The 21,651-nt window shown below is 51.7% G+C and carries 19 protein-coding genes; 10 read left to right on the plus strand and 9 right to left on the minus strand.

Annotated elements, in window-relative coordinates:
• Positions 1-5 precede the first annotated feature (5 nt).
• A complete protein-coding gene (locus B9P82_RS05290; RefSeq protein WP_101700068.1) occupies positions 6-1,364 on the minus strand; it encodes a 3-hydroxybenzoate transporter MhbT in 1,359 nt (452 codons plus the stop codon).
• A gap of 126 nt (positions 1,365-1,490) precedes the next feature.
• Here B9P82_RS05290 and B9P82_RS05295 point away from each other — a divergent pair, with 126 nt between their 5' ends.
• The 8 genes from B9P82_RS05295 (at position 1,491) to preA (ending at position 8,500) form a co-directional block, all read left to right on the plus strand.
• Positions 1,491-2,399 carry a LysR substrate-binding domain-containing protein gene (locus B9P82_RS05295; RefSeq protein WP_101700069.1) on the plus strand — a complete coding sequence of 303 codons (909 nt, stop codon included), beginning with the start codon at positions 1,491-1,493 and terminating at the stop codon, positions 2,397-2,399.
• Between the two features lie 131 nt (positions 2,400-2,530).
• Complete coding sequence (locus tag B9P82_RS05300; protein WP_016153711.1) at positions 2,531-2,929, plus strand: CidA/LrgA family protein; 399 nt, start codon at positions 2,531-2,533, stop codon at positions 2,927-2,929.
• Complete coding sequence (locus B9P82_RS05305; protein ID WP_016153712.1) at positions 2,926-3,621, plus strand: CidB/LrgB family autolysis modulator; 696 nt, start codon at positions 2,926-2,928, stop codon at positions 3,619-3,621. The genes B9P82_RS05300 and B9P82_RS05305 overlap by 4 nt, the downstream gene beginning before the upstream one ends.
• Before the next feature lie 148 nt (positions 3,622-3,769).
• Entirely contained in the window at positions 3,770-4,654 is an 885-nt protein-coding gene (gene cdd / locus B9P82_RS05310; protein ID WP_047359170.1) for a cytidine deaminase, read from the plus strand.
• A 181-nt stretch (positions 4,655-4,835) separates the two neighbouring features.
• Positions 4,836-5,555, plus strand: coding sequence for an outer membrane permeability protein SanA (gene sanA / locus B9P82_RS05315; protein WP_101700070.1), 720 nt, complete (start codon positions 4,836-4,838; stop codon positions 5,553-5,555).
• Between the two features lie 2 nt (positions 5,556-5,557).
• The gene (locus B9P82_RS05320; protein ID WP_016153715.1) at positions 5,558-5,797 is read left to right on the plus strand and encodes a DUF2542 family protein; all 240 of its coding nucleotides are present in this window, start codon (positions 5,558-5,560) and stop codon (positions 5,795-5,797) included.
• A gap of 232 nt (positions 5,798-6,029) precedes the next feature.
• Positions 6,030-7,271: an NAD(P)-dependent oxidoreductase gene (locus B9P82_RS05325; protein ID WP_101700071.1), complete on the plus strand. Its 1,242-nt coding sequence runs from the start codon at positions 6,030-6,032 to the stop codon at positions 7,269-7,271.
• On the plus strand, positions 7,265-8,500 hold the full coding sequence (gene preA / locus B9P82_RS05330) for an NAD-dependent dihydropyrimidine dehydrogenase subunit PreA (protein ID WP_075849048.1): 1,236 nt from the start codon (positions 7,265-7,267) through the stop codon (positions 8,498-8,500). The genes B9P82_RS05325 and preA overlap by 7 nt, the downstream gene beginning before the upstream one ends.
• A gap of 57 nt (positions 8,501-8,557) precedes the next feature.
• On the opposite strand, the gene mglC is transcribed toward preA, so the two are convergent.
• The 6 genes from mglC to folE all read right to left on the minus strand — a co-directional run bounded on the left by mglC (position 8,558) and on the right by folE (position 15,478).
• On the minus strand, positions 8,558-9,568 hold the full coding sequence (mglC, locus tag B9P82_RS05335; RefSeq protein WP_003027393.1) for a galactose/methyl galactoside ABC transporter permease MglC: 1,011 nt from the start codon (positions 9,566-9,568) through the stop codon (positions 8,558-8,560).
• Positions 9,569-9,583: 15 nt separating this feature from the next.
• Positions 9,584-11,104, minus strand: a complete 1,521-nt coding sequence (gene mglA, locus B9P82_RS05340; protein WP_016153718.1) for a galactose/methyl galactoside ABC transporter ATP-binding protein MglA — start codon at positions 11,102-11,104, stop codon at positions 9,584-9,586.
• A gap of 71 nt (positions 11,105-11,175) precedes the next feature.
• Positions 11,176-12,174, minus strand: coding sequence for a galactose/glucose ABC transporter substrate-binding protein MglB (gene mglB, locus B9P82_RS05345; RefSeq protein ID WP_016153719.1), 999 nt, complete (start codon positions 12,172-12,174; stop codon positions 11,176-11,178).
• Positions 12,175-12,467: 293 nt separating this feature from the next.
• Complete coding sequence (gene galS, locus B9P82_RS05350) at positions 12,468-13,493, minus strand: HTH-type transcriptional regulator GalS (protein WP_016153720.1); 1,026 nt, start codon at positions 13,491-13,493, stop codon at positions 12,468-12,470.
• A 144-nt stretch (positions 13,494-13,637) separates the two neighbouring features.
• On the minus strand, positions 13,638-14,795 hold the full coding sequence (yeiB, locus tag B9P82_RS05355; RefSeq protein WP_053388824.1) for a DUF418 domain-containing protein YeiB: 1,158 nt from the start codon (positions 14,793-14,795) through the stop codon (positions 13,638-13,640).
• A gap of 14 nt (positions 14,796-14,809) precedes the next feature.
• The gene (gene folE, locus B9P82_RS05360) at positions 14,810-15,478 is read right to left on the minus strand and encodes a GTP cyclohydrolase I FolE (RefSeq protein ID WP_003027410.1); all 669 of its coding nucleotides are present in this window, start codon (positions 15,476-15,478) and stop codon (positions 14,810-14,812) included.
• Between the two features lie 321 nt (positions 15,479-15,799).
• On the opposite strand from folE, the gene fghA reads away from it, so the two are divergent.
• On the plus strand, positions 15,800-16,636 hold the full coding sequence (fghA, locus tag B9P82_RS05370) for an S-formylglutathione hydrolase (RefSeq protein WP_101700072.1): 837 nt from the start codon (positions 15,800-15,802) through the stop codon (positions 16,634-16,636).
• A 348-nt stretch (positions 16,637-16,984) separates the two neighbouring features.
• Complete coding sequence (locus B9P82_RS05375; protein ID WP_101700073.1) at positions 16,985-18,970, plus strand: ligand-gated channel protein; 1,986 nt, start codon at positions 16,985-16,987, stop codon at positions 18,968-18,970.
• Between the two features lie 65 nt (positions 18,971-19,035).
• Here B9P82_RS05375 and lysP read toward each other — a convergent pair whose 3' ends face one another.
• Both lysP and yieE read right to left on the minus strand, forming a co-directional pair.
• The gene (lysP, locus tag B9P82_RS05380) at positions 19,036-20,505 is read right to left on the minus strand and encodes a lysine-specific permease (protein WP_047500979.1); all 1,470 of its coding nucleotides are present in this window, start codon (positions 20,503-20,505) and stop codon (positions 19,036-19,038) included.
• A gap of 203 nt (positions 20,506-20,708) precedes the next feature.
• Positions 20,709-21,581, minus strand: coding sequence for a DNA-binding transcriptional regulator YeiE (gene yieE / locus B9P82_RS05385; protein ID WP_101700074.1), 873 nt, complete (start codon positions 21,579-21,581; stop codon positions 20,709-20,711).
• Between the last annotated feature and the right edge of the window lie 70 nt (positions 21,582-21,651).

A 21,651-nucleotide genomic window follows, 5' to 3' on the forward strand; every position in this document is an offset into this window, starting at 1 on the left:
TCTCCTTATTTGTTCACGATGCCTACGCGTGACAACGCGTCAGGGACAGAGGCCGACTGGCGGATAACAACCGTCAGCAGCATAAGCATCACCGCGCTGATGGCCGCCGGAACGGCAATAATGAAAAACAGGTTATCGAATGAGAAATTCATCGCCATCATCACGCCGCCGGAGAGCGAGCCGACAATCGCGCCGCAGCGGCCAATCGCATTAGACCAGCTGACGCCCGTGGCCCGGCTCTGCGTCGGATAAAGCGTGGCGGTTAAGGCATTCAGGCCCACCTGCGAACCGCTGATGCCGATGCCGGTGCCAAAAATGGCCAGCGCCATCAGCCACAGGCCGTTCTCGCTCAGACCAATCATGACAATACACACCGCGCCCAGCGCATAGCTCACTGCCAGCACGCGGAAAGGATTGTATTTATCCATCAGCACTCCCAGCACCAGCGCACCGAGCGTACCGCCAATCTGAAAGGCGGCGGTCACCCATGAGGCATGCTGCAGGTCAATTCCGCGATGGTTAAGCAGCGTTGGCATCCAGCTGGAGAGCAGATAAATAATCAGCAGGCTCATAAAGAACACCACCCATAACATCAGGGTAATGGGCAACTGTTGCCCGACGAACAGCTGGCGAATGCTGCCTTTGGCAATCGCGGCGCCCTCGTTGAGATAAAATTGGGTATTGTCATAACGTTCCCGGGTGATGGCGCTGACGGTTCTGGCAATCACGTTTTGCGGCAACTGACGACGAATCTGCCAGCGCGGGGATTCCGGCAGCGCAAACAGCAGAGCCACAAATAGCATCAGCGGTAGCACGCCTCCCAGCACCAGGATGCCGTGCCAGCCAATAACCGGCACCAGCTGTGCGCTGACAATCCCGCCCATCGCCGAGCCCAGGGTAAAACCGCAGAACATCATGGTGACCAGTGCACCACGCCGACGCGCTGGCAGGTATTCTGAGGTCATAGTGATAGTATTTGGCATCGCGCCGCCCAGGCCTAACCCGGTAAGGAAGCGCAAAAAAACCAGCGTTTGCAGATCGGGGGAAAAAGCCGAAATCAGGCTCAGTGCGCCGAACAGCGCCACGCAGAGTTCAATCACCCGTTTGCGGCCAAAACGATCCGATAGCGGACCGCAGAGCAGTGCGCCAGCGGTCAGACCCAGCAGGCCTGCGCCAAACAACGGCGCCAGATCTCCGGCCGTCAGTTGCCAGTGGGTGCGAATATCAGGCGCGATAAAACCAATAGCTGCGGTATCAAAACCGTCGAGCATGACGACCAAAAAACAGCAAATGATAACGCGCCACTGGGTCTTACCGACGGGGGCGGAATCGATCAGTGCTTGTAGATCACGTTGTTGAGTCATAGTGAATGCCTCAGTGCAGGTAGAGTAGATGTCTGTTTTGTTTTAGGTATGTTGCGACTTTGTATGTTTGGAGATGAAATGTACAATGGCTTTTCATGCAGAGGCATAACCTGGAGGTTATAGCAAATGTCTAACTGGGCGCAGAAACTTAAGTTACACCACCTGCAAACGCTTATTGCGCTGGGCGAACAGGGGAATTTGACTCACGTCGCCCGAATGATGAATATCACCCAGCCAGCGTTGTCAAAATGGTTATCACAGCTCGAAGATGAGATGGGTATCACACTCTTTGAACGTCATAGCAAAGGCTTACGCCCTTCAGAAGGCGGCAAGCTGCTACTGCAGCATGCCCAACGCCTGATCAATGATATGGAACGTTCACAGTATGAAATCGCCCGTTTTAAGCAGGGAGGCCTGGTAGGGAGTCTGAAGATTGGCTGCTCGCCGGTGGCGACGGACTGCGTTTCACAGGCGATACTGGGTTTGCTCACAGAGCTGCCGACCTTGCATCTTAATATTGAAGAGAAGGTGATGACCCCGCTGCTGCACGATCTGCTCGCGGGTTCGGTGGATGTGGTGGTCGGACGCGTCGGTGGCCGGGCGCTTCAGTTGCCGCTCAATTACCAGGTGCTGTATACCGAGCCGGTCTGTTTCGTCGCGCGCCCCGACCATCCGCTGGCAAAATATCCCCTGCTCACCTGGCATGATCTGGCTAACTGGCGCTGGATTGTCTGGCCGACGGGAACGCCCATCCGGATAAGCATTGACAACGCGCTGGTAGATAACGGCGTCATGCTACCGGAAAACATCATTGAGTCGGCATCGATAAACGTCAGCACCAACCTGCTGCAAAGTAGCGACATGATCTCTATTCTTTCTCTACGCCTGGCGCAGCGTTATGCCGCCCAGGGACAGCTGGCTATCCTGAATCTGCCGAAGATTGAACAAAAAGGCAGCGTAGGCGTGTTCTGGCGCAACAATGAAACACCCACGACCGCCCTGAATCGTTTTCTGTATTACCTGGAACAGGTTTAGCGTGAACAGTTAGGGCCATCGCCCGATGTTCCAGATATCTATTTCTTCTATGCTTAGAATTCATGATGTGATCGGTAGCACGTTTTGAAGTTTAATTGTATGATGAATCAGTCTCGTCAAGGGTTTCAACTATGAGCAAAGCACTGAACATTATCTGGCAATATTTGCGCGCATTCGTCCTGATTTATGCCTGCCTCTATGCAGGTATTTTTCTTGCATCGCTACTCCCCATCACCATTCCGGGCAGCATTATCGGCATGCTGATTCTGTTTGTCTTACTGGCTTTGCAGGTGCTACCGGCAAAATGGGTTAACCCCGGCTGCTATGTGCTGATTCGCTATATGGCCCTGTTGTTTGTCCCGATTGGCGTGGGGATCATGCAGTACTTTGATCTGCTCCGTGCGCAATTTGGTCCGGTGGTGGTGTCCTGTACCATCAGTACGCTGGTCGTTTTCCTGGTGGTGAGCTGGAGTTCTCACATTGTGCACGGTGAGCGCAAAATCGTTGGGCAAAAAGGGTCTAAAGAATGATGTCGTATATCTGGTGGTCGTTACCCCTTACGCTGGCGGTATTTTTTGGCGCACGTAAGCTGGCTGCACGATTTAAAATGCCGCTATTGAACCCGCTACTGGTCGCCATGGTGGTGATCATTCCCATTCTGATGCTGACCGGAATTCCCTACGATCACTATTTCAAAGGCAGTGAGGTCCTGAACGATTTGCTGCAACCTGCCGTGGTCGCGCTGGCCTATCCGTTATACGAACAGCTGCACCAGATTCGCGCTCGCTGGAAATCAATTATTGCCATCTGCTTTGCGGGGAGCGTTGTGGCGATGGTCACAGGTACAACAATCGCCTTGTTGATGGGCGCATCGCCGCAAATTGCTGCGTCAATCATGCCGAAATCGGTAACCACGCCTATCGCTATGGCAGTGGGAGGCAGTATTGGTGGTATTCCGGCCATCAGCGCCGTGTGCGTCATTTTTGTTGGTATCCTCGGGGCTGTGTTTGGTCATACTTTGCTCAATGCGATGCGTATTCGCACCAAAGCCGCACGTGGACTGGCCATGGGTACCGCTTCGCACGCCCTGGGTACCGCACGCTGTGCAGAGCTGGACTATCAGGAAGGTGCGTTTAGCTCTCTGGCGCTGGTTATTTGCGGCATTATCACCTCGTTGGTCGCCCCATTCCTGTTCCCGATTATTCTGGCCCTGGTCGGTTAACCTTCAATTTTTGGCTAATTATTTGCGATGCGTTGCACATTTTTAATTTAAGTTTCATAAATTGCATACACAATGAGATTTGGATCACATATAAAGCCGTAACAGGCCCGTAAACTACGATTCCATTACATTGTTATGAGGCATCGCCATGCATCCACGTTTTCAAACTGCTTTTGCCCAACTCGCGGATAACTTGCAATCAGCCCTGGCGCCTGTTCTGGCGGATGCGCATTTCCCCGCCATGCTGACTGCTGAGCAGGTCTCTTTGCTGCAACGCGAATCGGGACTGGACGAAGACGCGCTGGCATTCGCTCTATTGCCGCTGGCTGCGGCCTGCGCGCGTACTCCGCTGTCCAACTTCAACGTTGGGGCAATTTCTCGCGGCATCAGCGGCACCTGGTACTTCGGTGGGAACATGGAGTTCCTGGGGGCGACCATGCAGCAAACCGTTCATGCCGAGCAAAGCGCCATCAGCCATGCCTGGCTGCGCGGTGAAAAAGGGCTCGCCGCCATCACCGTCAACTACACGCCGTGCGGCCACTGTCGCCAGTTTATGAACGAACTGAACAGCGGACTGGATTTACGTATTCATCTGCCGGGACGTGCGCCACACGTGCTGCGCGATTACCTGCCAGACGCCTTCGGACCGAAAGATCTGGAGATTAAAACGCTGCTGATGGACGATCAGGATCACGGCTTCGCGCTGCAGGGCGATGCGTTGACCCAAGCGGCTATCACCGCCGCCAACAGATGTCATATGCCGTACAGCAACTCCCCAAGCGGCGTGGCGCTGGAATGTAAAGATGGTCGAATTTTTAGCGGTAGCTATGCGGAAAATGCCGCCTTCAACCCGACCCTGCCGCCGCTGCAAGGCGCGTTAAACCTGTTGAACCTTAACGGTTATGACTACCCGGATATCCAGCGTGCTGTGCTGGCTGAAAAAGCCGATGCGCCGTTGATTCAGTGGGATGCGACCTCCGCTACCCTGAAAGCGCTGGGCTGCAATAATATTGAGCGCGTGCTGCTCGGTTAATTGCCTGGCGCTACGCTTATCTGGCCTGCAATCGCTCCAGGTTGTCGGCCAGATTTGCTGTTGCTACCATCCAACAGGGCCGTTTTGCTGAAAATCCCCTCAATCAGATTGCTGTTTCTTGCGCTACGTCTTCCGGTACAGTAGCCTGATTGAAATTCCATCCAAATAACGAGTTTTCTGCATGTTAAAGCGCGTGTTTTACAGCCTGTTAGTCCTGGTAGGCTTGCTGCTTTTGACTGTGCTTGGGCTCGACAGGTGGATGAGCTGGAAGACCGCTCCTTACATCTACGACGAATTGCAGGATTTACCCTACCGCCAGGTCGGTGTGGTCCTGGGCACGGCGAAATACTATCGCACCGGCGTCATCAACCAGTATTACCGCTACCGCATTCAGGGCGCATTGAACGCCTATAACAGTGGAAAGGTAAACTATCTGCTGCTGAGCGGCGACAACGCACAACAAAGCTACAACGAACCCATGACGATGCGTAAAGATCTGATTGCCGCAGGTGTCGATCCCGCTGATATCGTGCTTGATTACGCTGGGTTCCGGACGCTCGATTCGATTGTACGAACCCGCAAGGTGTTCGATACCAACGATTTCATCATTATTACTCAGCGATTCCACTGTGAGCGCGCCTTGTTTATTGCGCTGCATATGGGCATCCAGGCCCAGTGCTATGCGGTGCCCTCACCAAAAGATATGCTCACCGTGCGGGTACGTGAATTTGGCGCCCGCTTTAGCGCACTGGCCGATCTCTATATTTTCAAACGTGAACCCCGCTTTTTAGGCCCGCTGGTGCCCATCCCTACCATGCATCAGGTACCGGACGATGCACAGGGATATCCGGCGGTCACGCCTGAACAACTACTCGAATTACAAAAGAAACAAGGAAAATAAGCATGGATGTACAAACCCTTTTCGTCGTGTTGGCCTTTCTGCTCATTCCCGTATTTTGTTTTCGCGAAGCATGGAAAGGCTGGCGCTCTGGGGCAGTAGATAAAATTAAAAAGAATGCGCGCGAACCGGTTTACGCTTATCGCAATCAAGAGCCCCTGCAATTTTGGTCTTATGTGCTGGTTTATGCCGGGTGCGGATGTTTATCCTTCGGGATGGTTATTTACTTAGTCTTTTATCGCTAAAGAATTTTCCTTTATATTAGCATTTGAGAATAGCTAATATTTTGATAATAGTTACCATTTCAATGTAAGGGATTAATGCTGCCTGCCAGCATTTCCCTCAGACTATCTTCTATTTGTGAATCCTTTCACAGAATACTCTTCCTGCAGTGCTTAGCCTTAAGAATAGCCTTCACTTTTTATATTTTGTTATTAACGGTTTGCCTTAATTTACTCAAGCATTAAGGAAGAAAATATGCCACAACAAAATTATCTGGATGAGCTCACGCCTGCTTTTACCCCATTATTAGCAATAAAAGAGGCTTCCCGCTGTTTATTATGTCACGACGCCCCCTGTAGTCATGATTGCCCGGCGCAAACAGACCCAGGGAAATTTATTCGCTCTATTTATTTTCGTAATTTTAAAGGCGCTGCCGAAACTATCCGCGAAAATAATGCGCTCGGTGCGGTGTGCGCCCGGGTTTGCCCAACCGAAAAATTATGCCAGCGCGGATGTACGCGCTCAGGAATTGATAAACCTATCGATATTGCACGTCTGCAACGCTTTATTACCGATTTTGAACAGCAGACCGCAATGAAAATCTATCAGCCGGCAACAAAAACGCTCGGCAAAGTAGCTATCATCGGGGCGGGTCCGGCAGGGTTACAGGCCAGCGTAACGCTAAGTAATCTTGGTTATGATGTGACAATCTTCGAAAAACAGGCCCAGCCAGGTGGCTGGTTGCGTTATGGCATTCCAGAGTTTCGTCTGCCGCAAGCAGTTTTGGATCTTGAAATTGCCCGTATCGTTGAAATGGGCGTGACCATCAAGTGCAATTGTGAAGTCGGCAATGCCCTTTCCATTGAGCAACTCAAAGCAGAATACCGCGCCGTACTGGTTACCGTTGGGATGTCTTACGGTTCAACATTACCTCTGTTTGAGAGGGCGAATCACGTAGAAATCGCCGTCGATTTTCTGCAACGAGCCCGCCAATCCAACGGCGATATTACCGTCGCACAAAGTGCATTAATCATCGGCGGTGGCGACGTGGCGATGGATGTCGCCAGTACGTTGAAGCTGCTGGGCTGCCCGTCAGTCACCTGTGTCGCGCGTGAAGAACTCGCTGACTTCCCGGCCAGCGACAAAGAATTCAGCAGCACACAGGCTTTAGGGGTGTCGATAATTGACGGCTTCACGCCCGTGGCGGTTAGCGGAAATCGAGTCACCTTTAAGCACGTACGCCTGCCAGGAGAACTCACGCTTGAAGCCGAACAGATTATTCTCGCCGTCGGCCAACATGCTCAGCTTGATAATTTCGCCGCGTTAAAACCACAGCGCAATCTTATCGATACGCACAATTATCAAACCGCCGATCCGGCTCTGTTTGCTGCGGGCGATATTGTTAAAGGCGATAAAACCGTTGTTTACGCCGTGAAAACAGGAAAAGAAGCCGCTCAGGCCATTCATCACTATTTAGAGGGAGCTTGCTCATGTTAACGAAAGATCTTTCTATTACTTTTTGCGGCGTCAAATTCCCCAACCCGTTCTGCCTCTCTTCCTCTCCGGTGGGCAACTGCTATGAAATGTGCGCCAAAGCCTATGATAGCGGCTGGGGTGGCATTGTTTTTAAAACGATCGGGTTCTTTATTGCTAATGAAGTCTCCCCACGCTTTGACCATCTCACCAAAGAAGATACCGGCTTTATTGGCTTCAAAAACATGGAACAAATTGCCGAGCATCCGCTGGAGGAGAATCTGGCCGCAATTCGTCGACTAAAACAGGACTACCCGGACAAAGTCCTGATTGCGTCGATTATGGGGGAAAATGAGCAGCAATGGCAGGAACTGGCCCGCCTGGTTGAAGACGCGGGTGCAGACATGATCGAGTGTAACTTCTCGTGCCCGCAAATGACCTCACATGCCATGGGTAGCGATGTCGGGCAAAGCCCTGAGCTGGTTGAAAAGTATTGTCGGGCCGTTAAACGCGGCTCGTCCCTGCCGATGCTGGCGAAAATGACACCGAACATTGGTGATATGTGTGAGGTGGCTCTGGCAGCAAAACACGGAGGTGCCGACGGTATCGCGACCATCAATACGGTTAAATCCATCACGAATATCGACCTGAACCGAAAAATCGGGATGCCGGTCGTCAACGGTAAATCCAGTATTTCCGGCTACTCCGGCAAGGCCGTTAAACCTATTGCTTTGCGATTTATCCAACAACTGCGCATGCACCCTGACCTGCGAGATTTCCCGATCAGCGGCATCGGGGGAATTGAGACCTGGGAAGATGCCGCCGAGTTTTTACTGTTAGGCGCGGCCACGCTGCAGGTGACCACCGGGATCATGCAGTATGGCTACCGGATTGTGGAGGACATGACCAGCGGGCTGTCACATTACCTCGCCGATCAAGGGTTTGACTCACTGGAGGAGATGGTTGGTCTTGCCAATGCCAATATCATCCCCGCGGAGGATCTTGACCGTAGCTACATCGTCTACCCGAACATTCATCTTGATAAATGCGTTGGCTGTGGCCGCTGCTACATCTCCTGTTATGACGGCGGACATCAGGCGATGGAATGGAATGAGGAAACCCGCACACCGCACTGCAACACAGAAAAATGTGTGGGATGCCTGCTGTGTGGTCACGTTTGCCCGGTAGCCTGTATTGAGCTGGGTGAGGTGAAATTTAAATCCGGTGAGAAAGAGCATGCGTTAACGTTGTAACGCTGACAAAAAAGCCCGGTACAGATTACGCTGCACCGGGCTTTTTGCGGTATACGATTACTTCTTACGCGCGTACTTCAGTGAGTCCAGCGCGACCGCGAAGATGATAATGCCGCCCTTGATAATGTACTGCCAGTAAGGGTTCACGCCAATGTAGGTCAGACCGTAGTTGATGACGGTGAAGATAATCACACCGGTCACCACGCCAAACACGGTCCCTACCCCGCCGCTGAACGACACGCCGCCAACCACGCACGCCGCAATCGCATCCAGCTCATACATAAAGCCGAGGTTGTTAGTCGCCGAGCCGATACGCCCGGCTTCGAGCAAACCACCGAAGGCATAAAACACGCCAGACAACGCATAGATGATCAGCAGGTTCAGCGCAACGTTGACCCCGGACACTTTCGCGGCTTCAGGGTTTCCGCCGATGGCGAAAATGTTTTTACCGAAGCGGGTCTTGTTCCACAGCACCCAGACAAACGCCACCGCAATCAGCGCATAGAAGGTGATGTAGGAGAGGCGGAAACTACCCAGCGCAATAAAGCCCTGCGCGAAGGTGGAGAATCCGCTGTCAAAGCCAGAAATTGGCGATGCGCCGACAAAGTCGTAGTACAGGGAGTTGATCCCGTAAACGATGATCATCGTACCCAGGGTGGTAATAAACGGCGTCACATTCAGATAAGCAATGATAATACCGTTCACCAGACCGATAATGGCGCCAATCACGCAAACAATCAGCACGACTACGATGATTGGCATTGTAGCCATTTCCGGGAACACCTTGTTGGCGTTCTCCATCGACTGTAGCAAGGTTGCCGCCACGACTGCCGCCAGGCCAACCTGACGTCCCGCCGACAGATCTGTCCCTTGGGTAACAATCAGCCCGGCCACACCCAATGCGATAATAATACGCACCGAGGATTGCGTCAGAATATTACTCAGGTTCAGTAAGCTTAAGAAAGTGGGATCCTGGAAAATAATAATCGCCAGCAAAACCAAAAGAACAACGTAAATTCCGCCTTCTTTCAGATAAGTAAGAAAACTTTTCTTATTTAACGCACTCATGAGGAGCCCCTAATCTTAAAGGTGCAAAGACGCAAGACGGAGGATTTCGTTTTGCGTTGTTGTTTTAGTGTCAACAATTCCGGCAACGAGACCATTGCTCATCACCAGAATACGATCGGTAATACCTAGCAGCTCCGGCATTTCAGAGGAAATAATAATAATCCCCTTATCCTTTTTCGCGAGTTCGGCAATCAGCTGATAAATTTCAAATTTCGCGCCAACATCGATACCACGCGTGGGTTCATCTAACATCAGGATTTCTGGCTGCGTTAATAACCAGCGACCAATAACCACCTTTTGCTGATTACCTCCGGACAGTGAACCGATTTGTGTACGATGGCCCGGCGTTTTCACCCTCATTGAGTCAATTACCCACTGGGTATCACTCTTCATGCGGGAATTATCCAGCAGACCAACTTTGTTTTTATAGTTTTGGATATTGGAGATTAACGAGTTAAAACCAATATCCAGATACGCGTAAATACCGGTTGAGCGGCGCTCTTCCGTGACCAGCGCAAAACCATGATTAATGGCCTCATTTGCGCTATGGTTATTAATCTTTTTGCCGTGTAGCGTAATCGTACCCGATGATTTCTCTCGAATACCAAAAAGCGTTTCAACGATATCAGTACGTTTTGCGCCGACCAGCCCGGCAATCCCGAGAATTTCCCCTTTGTGCAAATCAAACGAGATATCACGAATCGACGGCTGACGCAGCGAGGTCAGGTTACGCACTTGCAGAATGACTTCACCGGGTTTGTTTTCTTTATCCGGAAAACGTTGGTTCAGTGAACGGCCGACCATCATGGAGATGATCTTATCCATATCCAGCCCTTCCAGCGGCTGGGTCGCAATCCACTGGCCATCGCGCAGCACGGTAATTTCATCGCATAGCTGGAAGATTTCTTCCATCTTGTGAGAAATATAAACAATACCGCATCCACGCTCTTTCAGCTTACGGATAATGGTAAACAGATGATTAACTTCTTTCTCGGTTAACGATGACGTTGGCTCATCCATGATGACGATTTTTGCGTCATAGGAGAACGCTTTCGCAATTTCAATCATCTGCATTTGCGAAACGGATAATGTACCAACGCGCGCACGCGGATCGATATCAATATCCAGCTCATCAAATATCGCTTTGGTATCGCGGTACATTTTGTCCTGATCGACAAACATGCCTTTGGTGGGATAGCGTCCCAGCCACATGTTATCCATCACAGAACGTTGTAATACCAGGTTTAATTCCTGGTGTACCATCGAAATACCATTTTCAAGCGCTTCTTTAGCAGAATGAAAATCGATTTCTTTACCCTGAAATAAAATACTACCGGAATCTTTTTGATAGATACCGAAAAGACATTTCAATAATGTTGATTTCCCCGCGCCATTCTCCCCCATTAAGGCATGAATGGAATGTGGGCGGACTTTTAAATTGACATTATCAAGAGCCTTAACGCCGGGGAAGGACTTGTTGATGCCGGTCATTTCCAACAAGTATTCGCCTGACGACTGAGTATGTGTGCTGACCATAATTATACCTTGTTGGCCTTGCAGAGTGCGTTATTAAGGGCGCAATGACATTGCGCCCAAAGACGGAGTATTTACTTATTGGTAAACTCTGCCAGATTATCTTTATCGACACCTACATACGGAACGCGAACAATTTTGTTCTCAATTTTCCAGTTAGTGCCATCTGCCGCACCTTTGCCGTCAGCCAGGTTTTTCGCCAGATCGAAGGTGGCTTTCGCCTGGTTGTTGGCGTCGTTCAGCACGGTACCAGCCATTGCGCCAGATTTCACCAGAGCCAGCGCTTCAGGCAGCGCATCCACACCAAATACCGGTACGCTGGTTTTGTTGTGCGCTTTCAGCGCTTCAACTGCGCCCATTGCCATCGCATCGTTGTTTGCGATAACCACTTCGATTTTGTTGGCGTTCGGACCTGACATCCACGCATCCATTTTATCTTTTGCCTGAGCGGTATCCCACATTGCAGTATCTAACTGCAGTTGCTCAGTTTTAATGCCTTTATCGTTCAGCTCTTTAATCACGTAAGTGGTACGTGCTTCAGCGTCCGGGTGTCCCGGTTCGCCTTTCAGCAGAACAAACTGAATTTTGCCGTCTTTGTTCAGGTCCCAGTTCGGGTTCGCTGCCCAGTGTTTGGCGATCAAATCACCCTGAATAATACCGGACTCTTTAGAGTCGGTACCGACGTAAAACGCTTTGTCATAGCTGTCCAGCGCCTTACGAGAAGGTTCTTTGTTAAAGAACACGATCGGTACGTTCTGCCCGCGTGCCTTTTCAATGACCGTGCCTGCCGCTGCCGGGTCAACCAGGTTAATCGCCAGTGCCTTAACGCCTTTTGCCAGCAGCACGTCGATCTGGTCGTTTTGTTTGGACTGGTCGTTCTGCGAGTCATTCATCAGCAGTTGTACATCTGGCGCCGCTTTGGCATCTTTTTCAATAGCCTTACGTACTACAGACATAAAGTTATCGTCATACTTATAGATAGTCACACCAATGCGGGTATCAGCAGCGTGCGCAGCCGCGCCGAATAACATGCTTGCCATTACAGCAGACAGGGTCAACACCTTCTTATTCATGGTATCTCCGGTTTTATTATGCAGGGTAGTACTTGAGATAAATGCTCGGCAGGCAGAACGTTACTGAAGTGTTACTGAACGCCGAAGCTCACTTTTAAAAAATATTTCTTCCGTGTCTGGCAACGCTCCAAAAACAGGCTTTAATTTTTGTTTAAGGCACCTTTACCTCGGTGAAAGTGATTATTCACCGTTACATAGTAGTTACAGCGCAACAAACAGTGTCATCATAGCTATCGCATTGTTAATATACTGTGAATTTACTCACATATTGAAAGCGGTTACATCGCGCAACGTTATGAGTTAGTGATCGGTGCCGCATTCTGCCGAAGCGCCACAGAATGGCGACGCACCAGCGTCGGCATAAAGCAATGCGTCGCCTCCGGGTCTAACGTGCCTGCAGCCCCCTGTAGCGCAAGCTCCGTCGCCATTTTTGCCATTGAGGCAATGGGATAGCGTACGGTGGTCAGTTGCGGATCGGTGTAACGCGCGATAGGAATATCATCAAAGCCAATGATAGAAAGGTGTAATGGAATAGCGATGCCGTTATCTTTTAGCGCGGTCAGCGCGCCGGCAGCCATATTGTCGTTATAGGCGAAAACCGCCGTCAGTTGTAAGTTACGTCCCAGCAGTTCTACCATCGCAGACTCTCCGCCTTGCATATCGGGCGAACCGGTGCCGACCCAACTTTCTGCCGCAACAATCCCCTGCTCTTTCAGGGCTGTTAACCACCCTTCTTTGCGCATGGTGTCATCTTCAATGCGATGGCTTGACGCCAGATAACCGATGCGTTGATGACCATTATTCAGCAGCATTCGGGTCGCCATTTTGGCACCGCTGATGTTATCCAGGCAGACGCAGCGGTGGGCGTACCCCGGCACCAGACGGTTGATCAGCACCATACCGGGGATTTGATCCATAAACTCGGCGAGTTCCCGATCGCTCAGTGCTTTCGAGTGTACAATCAGTGCGTTACAGCGCTGACGAATCAACACCTCAATGGCATGACGTTCTTTTTCAGCCTCATGATAGCTGTTGCCAATCAGGACATACTTCTGATGCTGCTGGGCAACCATATCCACGGCTTTTACCAGCGCGCCAAAAAAGGCGTCTGATACATCCATGACCACAACACCAATCGTGTCGCTCACCTGCGTCGCCAGCGCTTGCGCGTTGGCATTAGGTCGATAGCCCAGCAGAGTAACTGCCTTCATTACCGCTTCACGCGTATCGGGACTCACCAGCGCACTGTTGTTCAGTACGCGGGAAACGGTCGCTACAGAAACGCCAGACTGTCGTGCCACATCACGTATGGTGATCATATTCACTGCCCTGTTTTAGATTGCGGTTGCCCGCAGACACCCCAGGCTGGGTATTTTGTCAGCACAATGAAACGCACTGCGTGAGAGATGTCACAGGAATGAAAGCGCTTACATCCATTTTGTTAATGAATGTGATCCAGATCGTTATCTGGATGTACGCGGTAATGATGTCCCCGCAGCACGCAGGGTTAATTGACGCCACAGCCATTCCACCGGGCCCTGGCGGTAAAAACGTAGCCATATGACGGAGAAAAGTAGGTTAACGGCCCAAACCGGAATGACGAAATACAGCAGCTCCAGTCGGTCAAATTTCATAAATAAGCCGACCTGGTAAAACAGCGTGGTGCAGATTAAGGTTTGTAACAGATAGTTAGTTAATGCCATGCGCCCCACACAGGCGATGGCAATGACCCATTTTAAGCGGCTAAGCTGCGGCCAGAAGCCGAACATCAGCGCGGCGTAACCGATGGTTTGCAACGGCGCGCCCAGCTCTCGCGGGGCTTGTAGCAAGAAGGCACACCAGCGATATGCCCAGCCCAGATGCCACTGAGCGACGATAGCAGGCAGGTTAATCGCCATCCCGAGAATGACCAGCAGTACACCGGTGCGTCGGTAATGCTGTAAGCTGTACTGCCCTTTTAACCAACCGCTGCGCATCAATGCCGCGCCGAGCAGCATCATCCCCGCCAGTTGCCAGCCGTACTGTGCGCCCAGCGCCAGCAAGCTATTGGACATCATATCCACGCGATTGCTGACGGCTTCCATTCCACCGTTTATTTTCCAGTATTTTTCATACAGCAACGCTGAGGCATCCGGCGTCCAGGCACGACTGGTTTCACTCCCGGAGATTACCCCCAGCAGCAGCAATACGCCAACGCCCACCAGATAAAGCAGTACGCCGGTGTTAAATAAGCTTTTTACCGACGGCGCATCACGGATCAACCGCCAACAAATCAGGCCGATTAAGCCATATGCCAGCAGGATATCGCCATCCCAGAAGAGTAAACCGTGAATAAAACCCAATAGAACCAGCAGCGTAAGCCGCGACTGGATCCAGCGTTTGCCGCGCGGGAGCAGCATTTGCAGACCGGCACCGAACAGCAGCGCAAACAGCGTGAGGAATTTTACCTGCGCAAAGAGATCGAGCAGCGCCCAGGTCCAGGCGTCGGATAAGGTGATGTTGCCATACCACGCGGGATTGAGGTATGCCGCCTTTGGCAAGCCAAAGGCGCTAATATTGAGAAGCAGGATACCAAGAATGGCGACGCCACGAATAAAATCCAGCGTGACATTACGCTCCATGGTCCCTGCCCTAATCAGTTGTGATGACGTACTGCGCGCAGGAATTCCTGACGCGTGTTCTGGCTGGACTTAAACAATCCGCCAAGAGAAGTGGTCGTGGTCGCACTGGTCGCATCGCGAATGCCACGCGCTTTCACACAGTAATGTACCGCATCAATCGACACCGCCACATTATTCGTCCCGAGCAGCGTTTGCAGCGCGGTGAGAATTTGCTGGGTGAGACGTTCCTGTACCTGCGGACGCTGTGCGAAAAACTGCACAATGCGGTTAATCTTGGACAGACCAATGACCGAATCTTTCGGGATATACGCCACCGTCGCTTTGCCATCGATAGTCACAAAGTGGTGTTCGCAGGTGCTGGTCAGCGTGATATCGCGGACCGTGACCATCTCGTCCACCTTCATTTTGTTTTCAATGACGGTAATTTTCGGGAAGTTGGCGTAGTCGAGGCCGGAGAAAATCTCATCGACATACATTTTCGCAATGCGATGCGGAGTTTCCATCAAACTGTCATCGCTCAAATCGAGATTGAGCAACTGCATAATCTCGGTCATATGGCCCGAGATAAGACGTTTGCGCGTTTCGTTATCCATCTCTTGCACGGGCGGGCGTAGTGGCGTTTCAAGACCACGCGCGACCAGCGCTTCATGAACCAGGGCCGCTTCTTTACTGAGTGATGACATTTCTTCTTCTCCTGCAGGTGGGGCGCCTCTGCCCTGCATGGGGCAAAGTTTTTAGGCTGTGTCACAGCCAGAACATTGTGCGTGAGGCGGCGCACATAATCCAGTATTCACCGCGATAATTATTGAAATTGGCACAGCCTTTCAGCGTAGCGATTTCACTTGTCGTTCTACCCGGCGACGTCGAGTGTTAATGTAAAGTTATATAGATGATGAAGTATGTTTGCTCAATGCGGAAGTGAAAGTTGCTCACAGTGCCATGAATAATCTGTATTATGATGAGTTCGCAAACATATTCAGGTTCAACACAACAAGGAGCCCCGCATGGAAATGCTTGAAGAGCACCGCTGTTTTGAAGGCTGGCAGCAACGCTGGCGTCACGACTCCGCCACGTTAAATTGCACCATGACCTTCAGTATTTTTCTTCCTCCCCCGCGCGATAACACCCCGCCTCCGGTGCTGTACTGGCTGTCGGGTCTGACATGCAATGATGAAAACTTCACGACTAAAGCCGGCGCACAACGCATTGCGGCTGAGCTGGGCATTGTACTGGTGATGCCGGACACCAGTCCGCGCGGCGAGCAGGTTGCCAATGATGATGGCTACGATTTAGGCCAGGGGGCGGGATTTTACCTCAATGCCACCCAACAGCCATGGGCAACGCATTTTCGCATGTATGACTATCTGCGTGATGAGCTGCCGGCACTGATTCAATCGCAGTTTAACGTCAGCGATCGCTGCGCCATCAGTGGACACTCCATGGGCGGTCACGGCGCATTGATTATGGCGCTGAAAAATCCCGGGAAATACACCAGCATTTCCGCCTTTGCGCCGATCGTAAATCCTTGCCGCGTTCCGTGGGGGGAGAAGGCTTTTAGCGCGTATCTGGGTGAAGATAAATCACGGTGGGCCGCGTGGGACAGCTGCGAGTTAATGTTGGCCAGCAAGCCCGCAGACGCGATTCCGACGCTTATTGATCAGGGAGACAGCGATCAGTTTCTCGCCGATCAGCTGCAACCCGCGGTACTAGCCGAAACGGCCCGTCAAACCGCATGGCCAATGACGCTACGCATCCAGCCAGGTTACGACCATAGCTATTACTTTATTGCGTCGTTTATTGAGGATCACCTGCGCTTCCATGCCCAGTATTTGTTGAAGTAACGCCTGAGTGAGGGCGCCAGCCCTCTTCATTTCTCCATCATTCCTTCACTTTTTCTCCTTTTTTCTTTCTCCACTATCCTATTGATTTAAAAAGCATTACCCTCAAAACAAGATCAAACACAAATGATTTCGATTATCATTTGTGTTTACAAACATTCATACTTTTGTACAATCCATTCGCTTCTTTACTGAAAAGAGTCCTTAAAAGACAAATACATACAATTGTCATGGCCTTTCACATGACGCGCTGATCGTTACCCTAAATAATTCGAGTTGTATGAACGCGCGTAGCCACGCATCTGCAACTTGAAGTATGCCGGGTAAATTCATTTAAATGGAATGATACAAATGACTATACCTCACGTTAAGGCTGTAGCTGCCGCAGTATGCGTCGCCAGTCTCCCATCACTCGGGCATGCCGCTGAACAAGACACCGTGGTAGTTACCGCCACCGGCTTCGAACAGAAAATTCAGGACGCTCCCGCTTCGATATCTGTTATTACCAAGCAGCAGATTGAGGACAAAGCCTATCGCGATGTTACCGATGCGCTAAAAGATGTCCCTGGCGTCGTCGTCACCGGCGGGGGTAGCAGCAGCGATATCAGTATTCGTGGTATGGCTTCGCAATACACGCTCTTCCTGGTCAACGGTAAACGCATCAGCACACGCGGCACACGTCCTAACAGCGACAACTCAGGTATTGAGCAAGGTTGGCTGCCGCCACTGGAATCCATCGAGCGTATCGAGGTAATCCGTGGCCCAATGTCATCTCTGTACGGCTCCGATGCGATGGGCGGCGTCATTAACGTCATCACCAAGAAAGTGTCGAATACCAAAGCCTGGACCGGCTCTCTGCACGGCGATGCCACTTTCCAGGAAGACAGAGACTCCGGCGATATTTATCAGACCAACGCCTATGCGTCTGGGCCACTGATTGACGGATTACTCGGCGCAAAAGTGACCGGATTATTCTCTCATCGGGCAGAGGACAAAATCCTCAATGGCTACAATGAACAGCGTATGCGTAACGGGGGCTTAACCCTGAACTTTACGCCAGATGATAAAAATGACATCGACTTCGATTACGCACGTGAACTGCAGGATCGCGACAGTACGCCAGGCAAATCCATGGCCGAGGAAAGCTGCCGCAACGGAAGCTGCAAGCCCAACAGTAAAAGCGAAAACAAGTATGTGCACACAACGTATTCACTAACCCACAGCGGTTATTACGACGACTTCAACTCCACCAGCTATGTCCAGCAGGAAGAGACCGAAAACCCAGGTCGCCAGATGAAGTCCTACAACACGATTTTCAATAACCAGAACCAGGTATTCCTTGGGGCGCACACCCTGACGTTGGGCGGGCAATACCGTTATGAAAAACTGAGTGATAACGGTAACCAGCTGCAAGCTGCTGATGGACTGAACAAACTGACCCGCTGGAGCTGGGCGCTGTTTGCTGAAGATGAGTGGGCCGTTACCGATACCTTCACGCTGACTGGCGGTCTGCGTATGGATAAAGATGAAAACTACGGCGACAACTGGACGCCGCGCGGTTATGGCGTATGGCATCTGAGCGATCAATGGACCTTAAAAGGCGGCGTTTCAGCGGGCTATCGCGCACCGGATCTGCGCCAGTCGTCTGCCAGTTGGGGACAGGTCACCGGCGGCGGTAGACTGAACGGAATCATTGTCGGCAACCCGGACCTGAAGCCGGAGAAAAGCCTCAGCGAAGAGATCGGTTTACTGTGGGATAACGGCAACAATCTCAACGCGGGCGTCACGCTGTTCAATACTGACTTCAAAGACAAAATCACCGAAGTGCGCCGCTGTAACAGCAGCTCCGATCCGGCCTGTACCATCGGCAATACCCACTATGACTTCGTCAGCGATCGCGTTAACGTCGATAAAGCCAATATGCGCGGCGTAGAATCCACTTTCGGCTGGAAGATGACTTCCGACATCAACTGGACGGCGAACTACACTTACACGGAATCTGAACAGAAAAGCGGTCAGTTCTCCGGTCAGCCATTGAACAAAATGCCAAAGCATATGTTCAACACCACGCTGGACTGGCAGGCCACGCAGGATCTCGGTTTCTGGAGCCGTCTGAATCTGCGCGGGAAAACGTCTGAATACCTGAGCCGTACCTCCATGGCGCAGGGCACCCCGTCCTATACTCAGGTCGATGTTGGTTTGCGCTACTATGCTAACAAAGATCTGCTGATGACCGCTGGCGTGTATAACGTGCTGGATAAGCAAATCGATTACGATACCTACGACACTGTTCTCGATGGTCGTCGTTACACGGTTGGCCTGACTTACAGCTTCTAAGTCTGGCGCAATAAAAAAACCCCGGCACTCATCATGCCGGGGTTTTTGTTATGCTTTTTATACTGTTATTTCTTCACGCGATCCGGGAATTTCATTTCGCTGTAGCGAACAAAATGAGTTCCTTTCGCCAGCTTATAGCCAAACCAGATAATCAGGAACAGCGGGATACCGATATAGGTTGCCATCACGCCGCCCCAGTCAATGCTATCTTTCAGGAACGCTTCGTAGTTCTGGCCCAGAGTGATAATCAGGCACAGCACAAAGGCGAAGATCGGACCCAGCGGGAAGAAGCCAGAACGGTACGGCAGATCCTTCACATCGCGCCCCTGCAGCACATAACCGCGACGGAAACGATAGTGGCTAATAGCGATCCCCAGCCAGGCGATAAAGCCCGTCATCCCGGAGGTGTTCAGCAGCCAGAGGTACACGGTCTGGTTACCAAACATCGAGGTCAGGAAACACAGCCCCGCCACCACGGTCGTCGCATACAGCGCGTTACGCGGTACACCGCCACGAGACAGTTTGCCAAAAATACGCGGCGCTTTACCGTCGCATGCCAGGGTGTAAAGCATACGCGTGGAGGCATACATCCCGGAGTTACCCGCTGACAGTACCGCCGTCAGGATAACCGCGTTCATTACTGCTGCGGCTGACAGCAGACCCGCATGCTGGAATACCAACGTGAACGGGCTAACGCTGATGTCTTTCACATCGTTGCGCAGCAGGCTCGGATCGGTGTACGGGATAATCAGGCTGATAATCAAAATCGCGAACACATAGAACAGCAGGATTCGCCAAAACACCTGACGCACCGCACGTGGAATGTTCTTTTCAGGATCTTCAGATTCGCCTGCCGCGATACCGATCAGCTCAGTTCCCTGGAAGGAGAAGCCGACGATCATCGCCACGCCAATCATAGCGGCAAAACCCCCGGCAAACGGTGCATCACCGGTCGTCCAGTTGCTCCAGCCCACTGGCTGAGTGCCTTTGAAGATACCGAAAATCATCATCACGCCAACCACGATGAAGATAATTACAGTGGTAACTTTGATCAGCGAGAACCAGTATTCCGCTTCACCAAATCCGCGAACGGAAATGTAGTTCAGCAGGAAGATAACGCCGAGGAACAGTGCGCTCCAGATCCAGCCCGGCGTGTCCGGGAACCACCAGCTCATCACCAGTTGTGCGGCCACCAGGTCAACGGCAATCGTTACCGCCCAGTTGTACCAGTAGTTCCAGCCCAGCGCGAAGCCAAAGCCTTCTTCTACGTAGTTTTGACCGTAAGTGGAGAACGAGCCGGAAACCGGCATATAGGCAGCCAGTTCACCGAGGCTGGTCATCAGGAAGTACACCATCAGACCGATCAGGATATAAGAGAACAACGCGCCGCCAGGACCCGCCGCAGAAATAGTTGCACCAGATGCAACGAAAAGACCTGTACCGATGGAGCCTCCAATGGCAATCATCGTCAGGTGACGCGCCTTCAGTTCACGACGTAGCGTGGGCGCTTCTGTGGTTTTAGTTTCGGAAACCATGTGAAAATGCTATCCATCCAAAAAATGAGGCGCGATTGTAGCAGACGAAATGGCATTCTTCCGGCACAAATGCGCTGTTATAAGAGACCTTCATGACTGGCCGCGGATTATAAGTAAAGCAGAAAACGGGCGGCACAAGGCGGTTAAGACGTAACAGCCATTATGGATAGGGTGGCCTGACGAGAGTTAGCGCGCTATTCGCCCTACTCAACATGGTCGCTGTAATATAAAAAACGCGTAATGGCATTGGAGATATGTTTTTGCCGGTGATGAACGCGCCAGAGAGTGCGCACTAAACGCGGCAGTGGCACGGTAACTTCGCTCAGCGTCCCTGCCTGTAACTGCTCCGCAATGACCCGACGCGACAAACAGCTGATCCCGAGACCATGGCGCACCGCATGCTTGATGGCCTCGGAGTTCCCCAACTCCATCGCCATCTGAAATCTTGGCAGATGAGACAACAGCAGGTAATCCACCAGTTCACGCGTACCCGATCCTCGCTCACGCAGGATCCACGGCGAAGCAGCCAGCTGTTCCAGCGTAATGGGCCCCTTTGTGAGCGGTGACGACGGTGCGGCAAACACCACCAGTTCGTCCTCCAGCCACGGTTCAGAGATGATTTCCGTACTGTGACACGGCCCTTCTATCAGCCCGATGTCTACCCGAAAATCCAGCACCGCATTGATCACGTCCTGGCTGTTGCCCACGCTAAGTTCCAGCGGCAAATCGGGGAAATCCTGGCGATAACGGGCGATCATGGCGGGCAGAATATAATTACCGATGGTGCTACTGGCATAGACCCGAATGGCGCCATTATCTTTGCGAAAAAGCTGTTCGATTTCGGTCGTTTGCTCAAGTAACGCCAGCGCGCGCGGATAAAGCAAGCGTCCGTGTTCGTTAACCACCAGCCGTTTGCCAACACGGTCAAACAGTTGCACGCCAAGTTGCCCTTCCAGATCGGTAAGCGCCGCACTCACCGCCGACTGCGACAATGCCAGCATGACAGATGCCTGGGTTGTTGAGCCGCTTTTTAGTACCTCAGCAAACACTTCAAGTTGTCGCAGGGTGATATGCATAGTCGTTTTCCACCGGATAGCCGTTACTTATACCCTAAATAATTCGAGTTGCAGGAAGGCGGCAAGAGAG

Source organism: Citrobacter sp. L55 (assembly GCF_002850715.1).
GTDB classification, from domain to species: domain Bacteria; phylum Pseudomonadota; class Gammaproteobacteria; order Enterobacterales; family Enterobacteriaceae; genus Citrobacter; species Citrobacter braakii.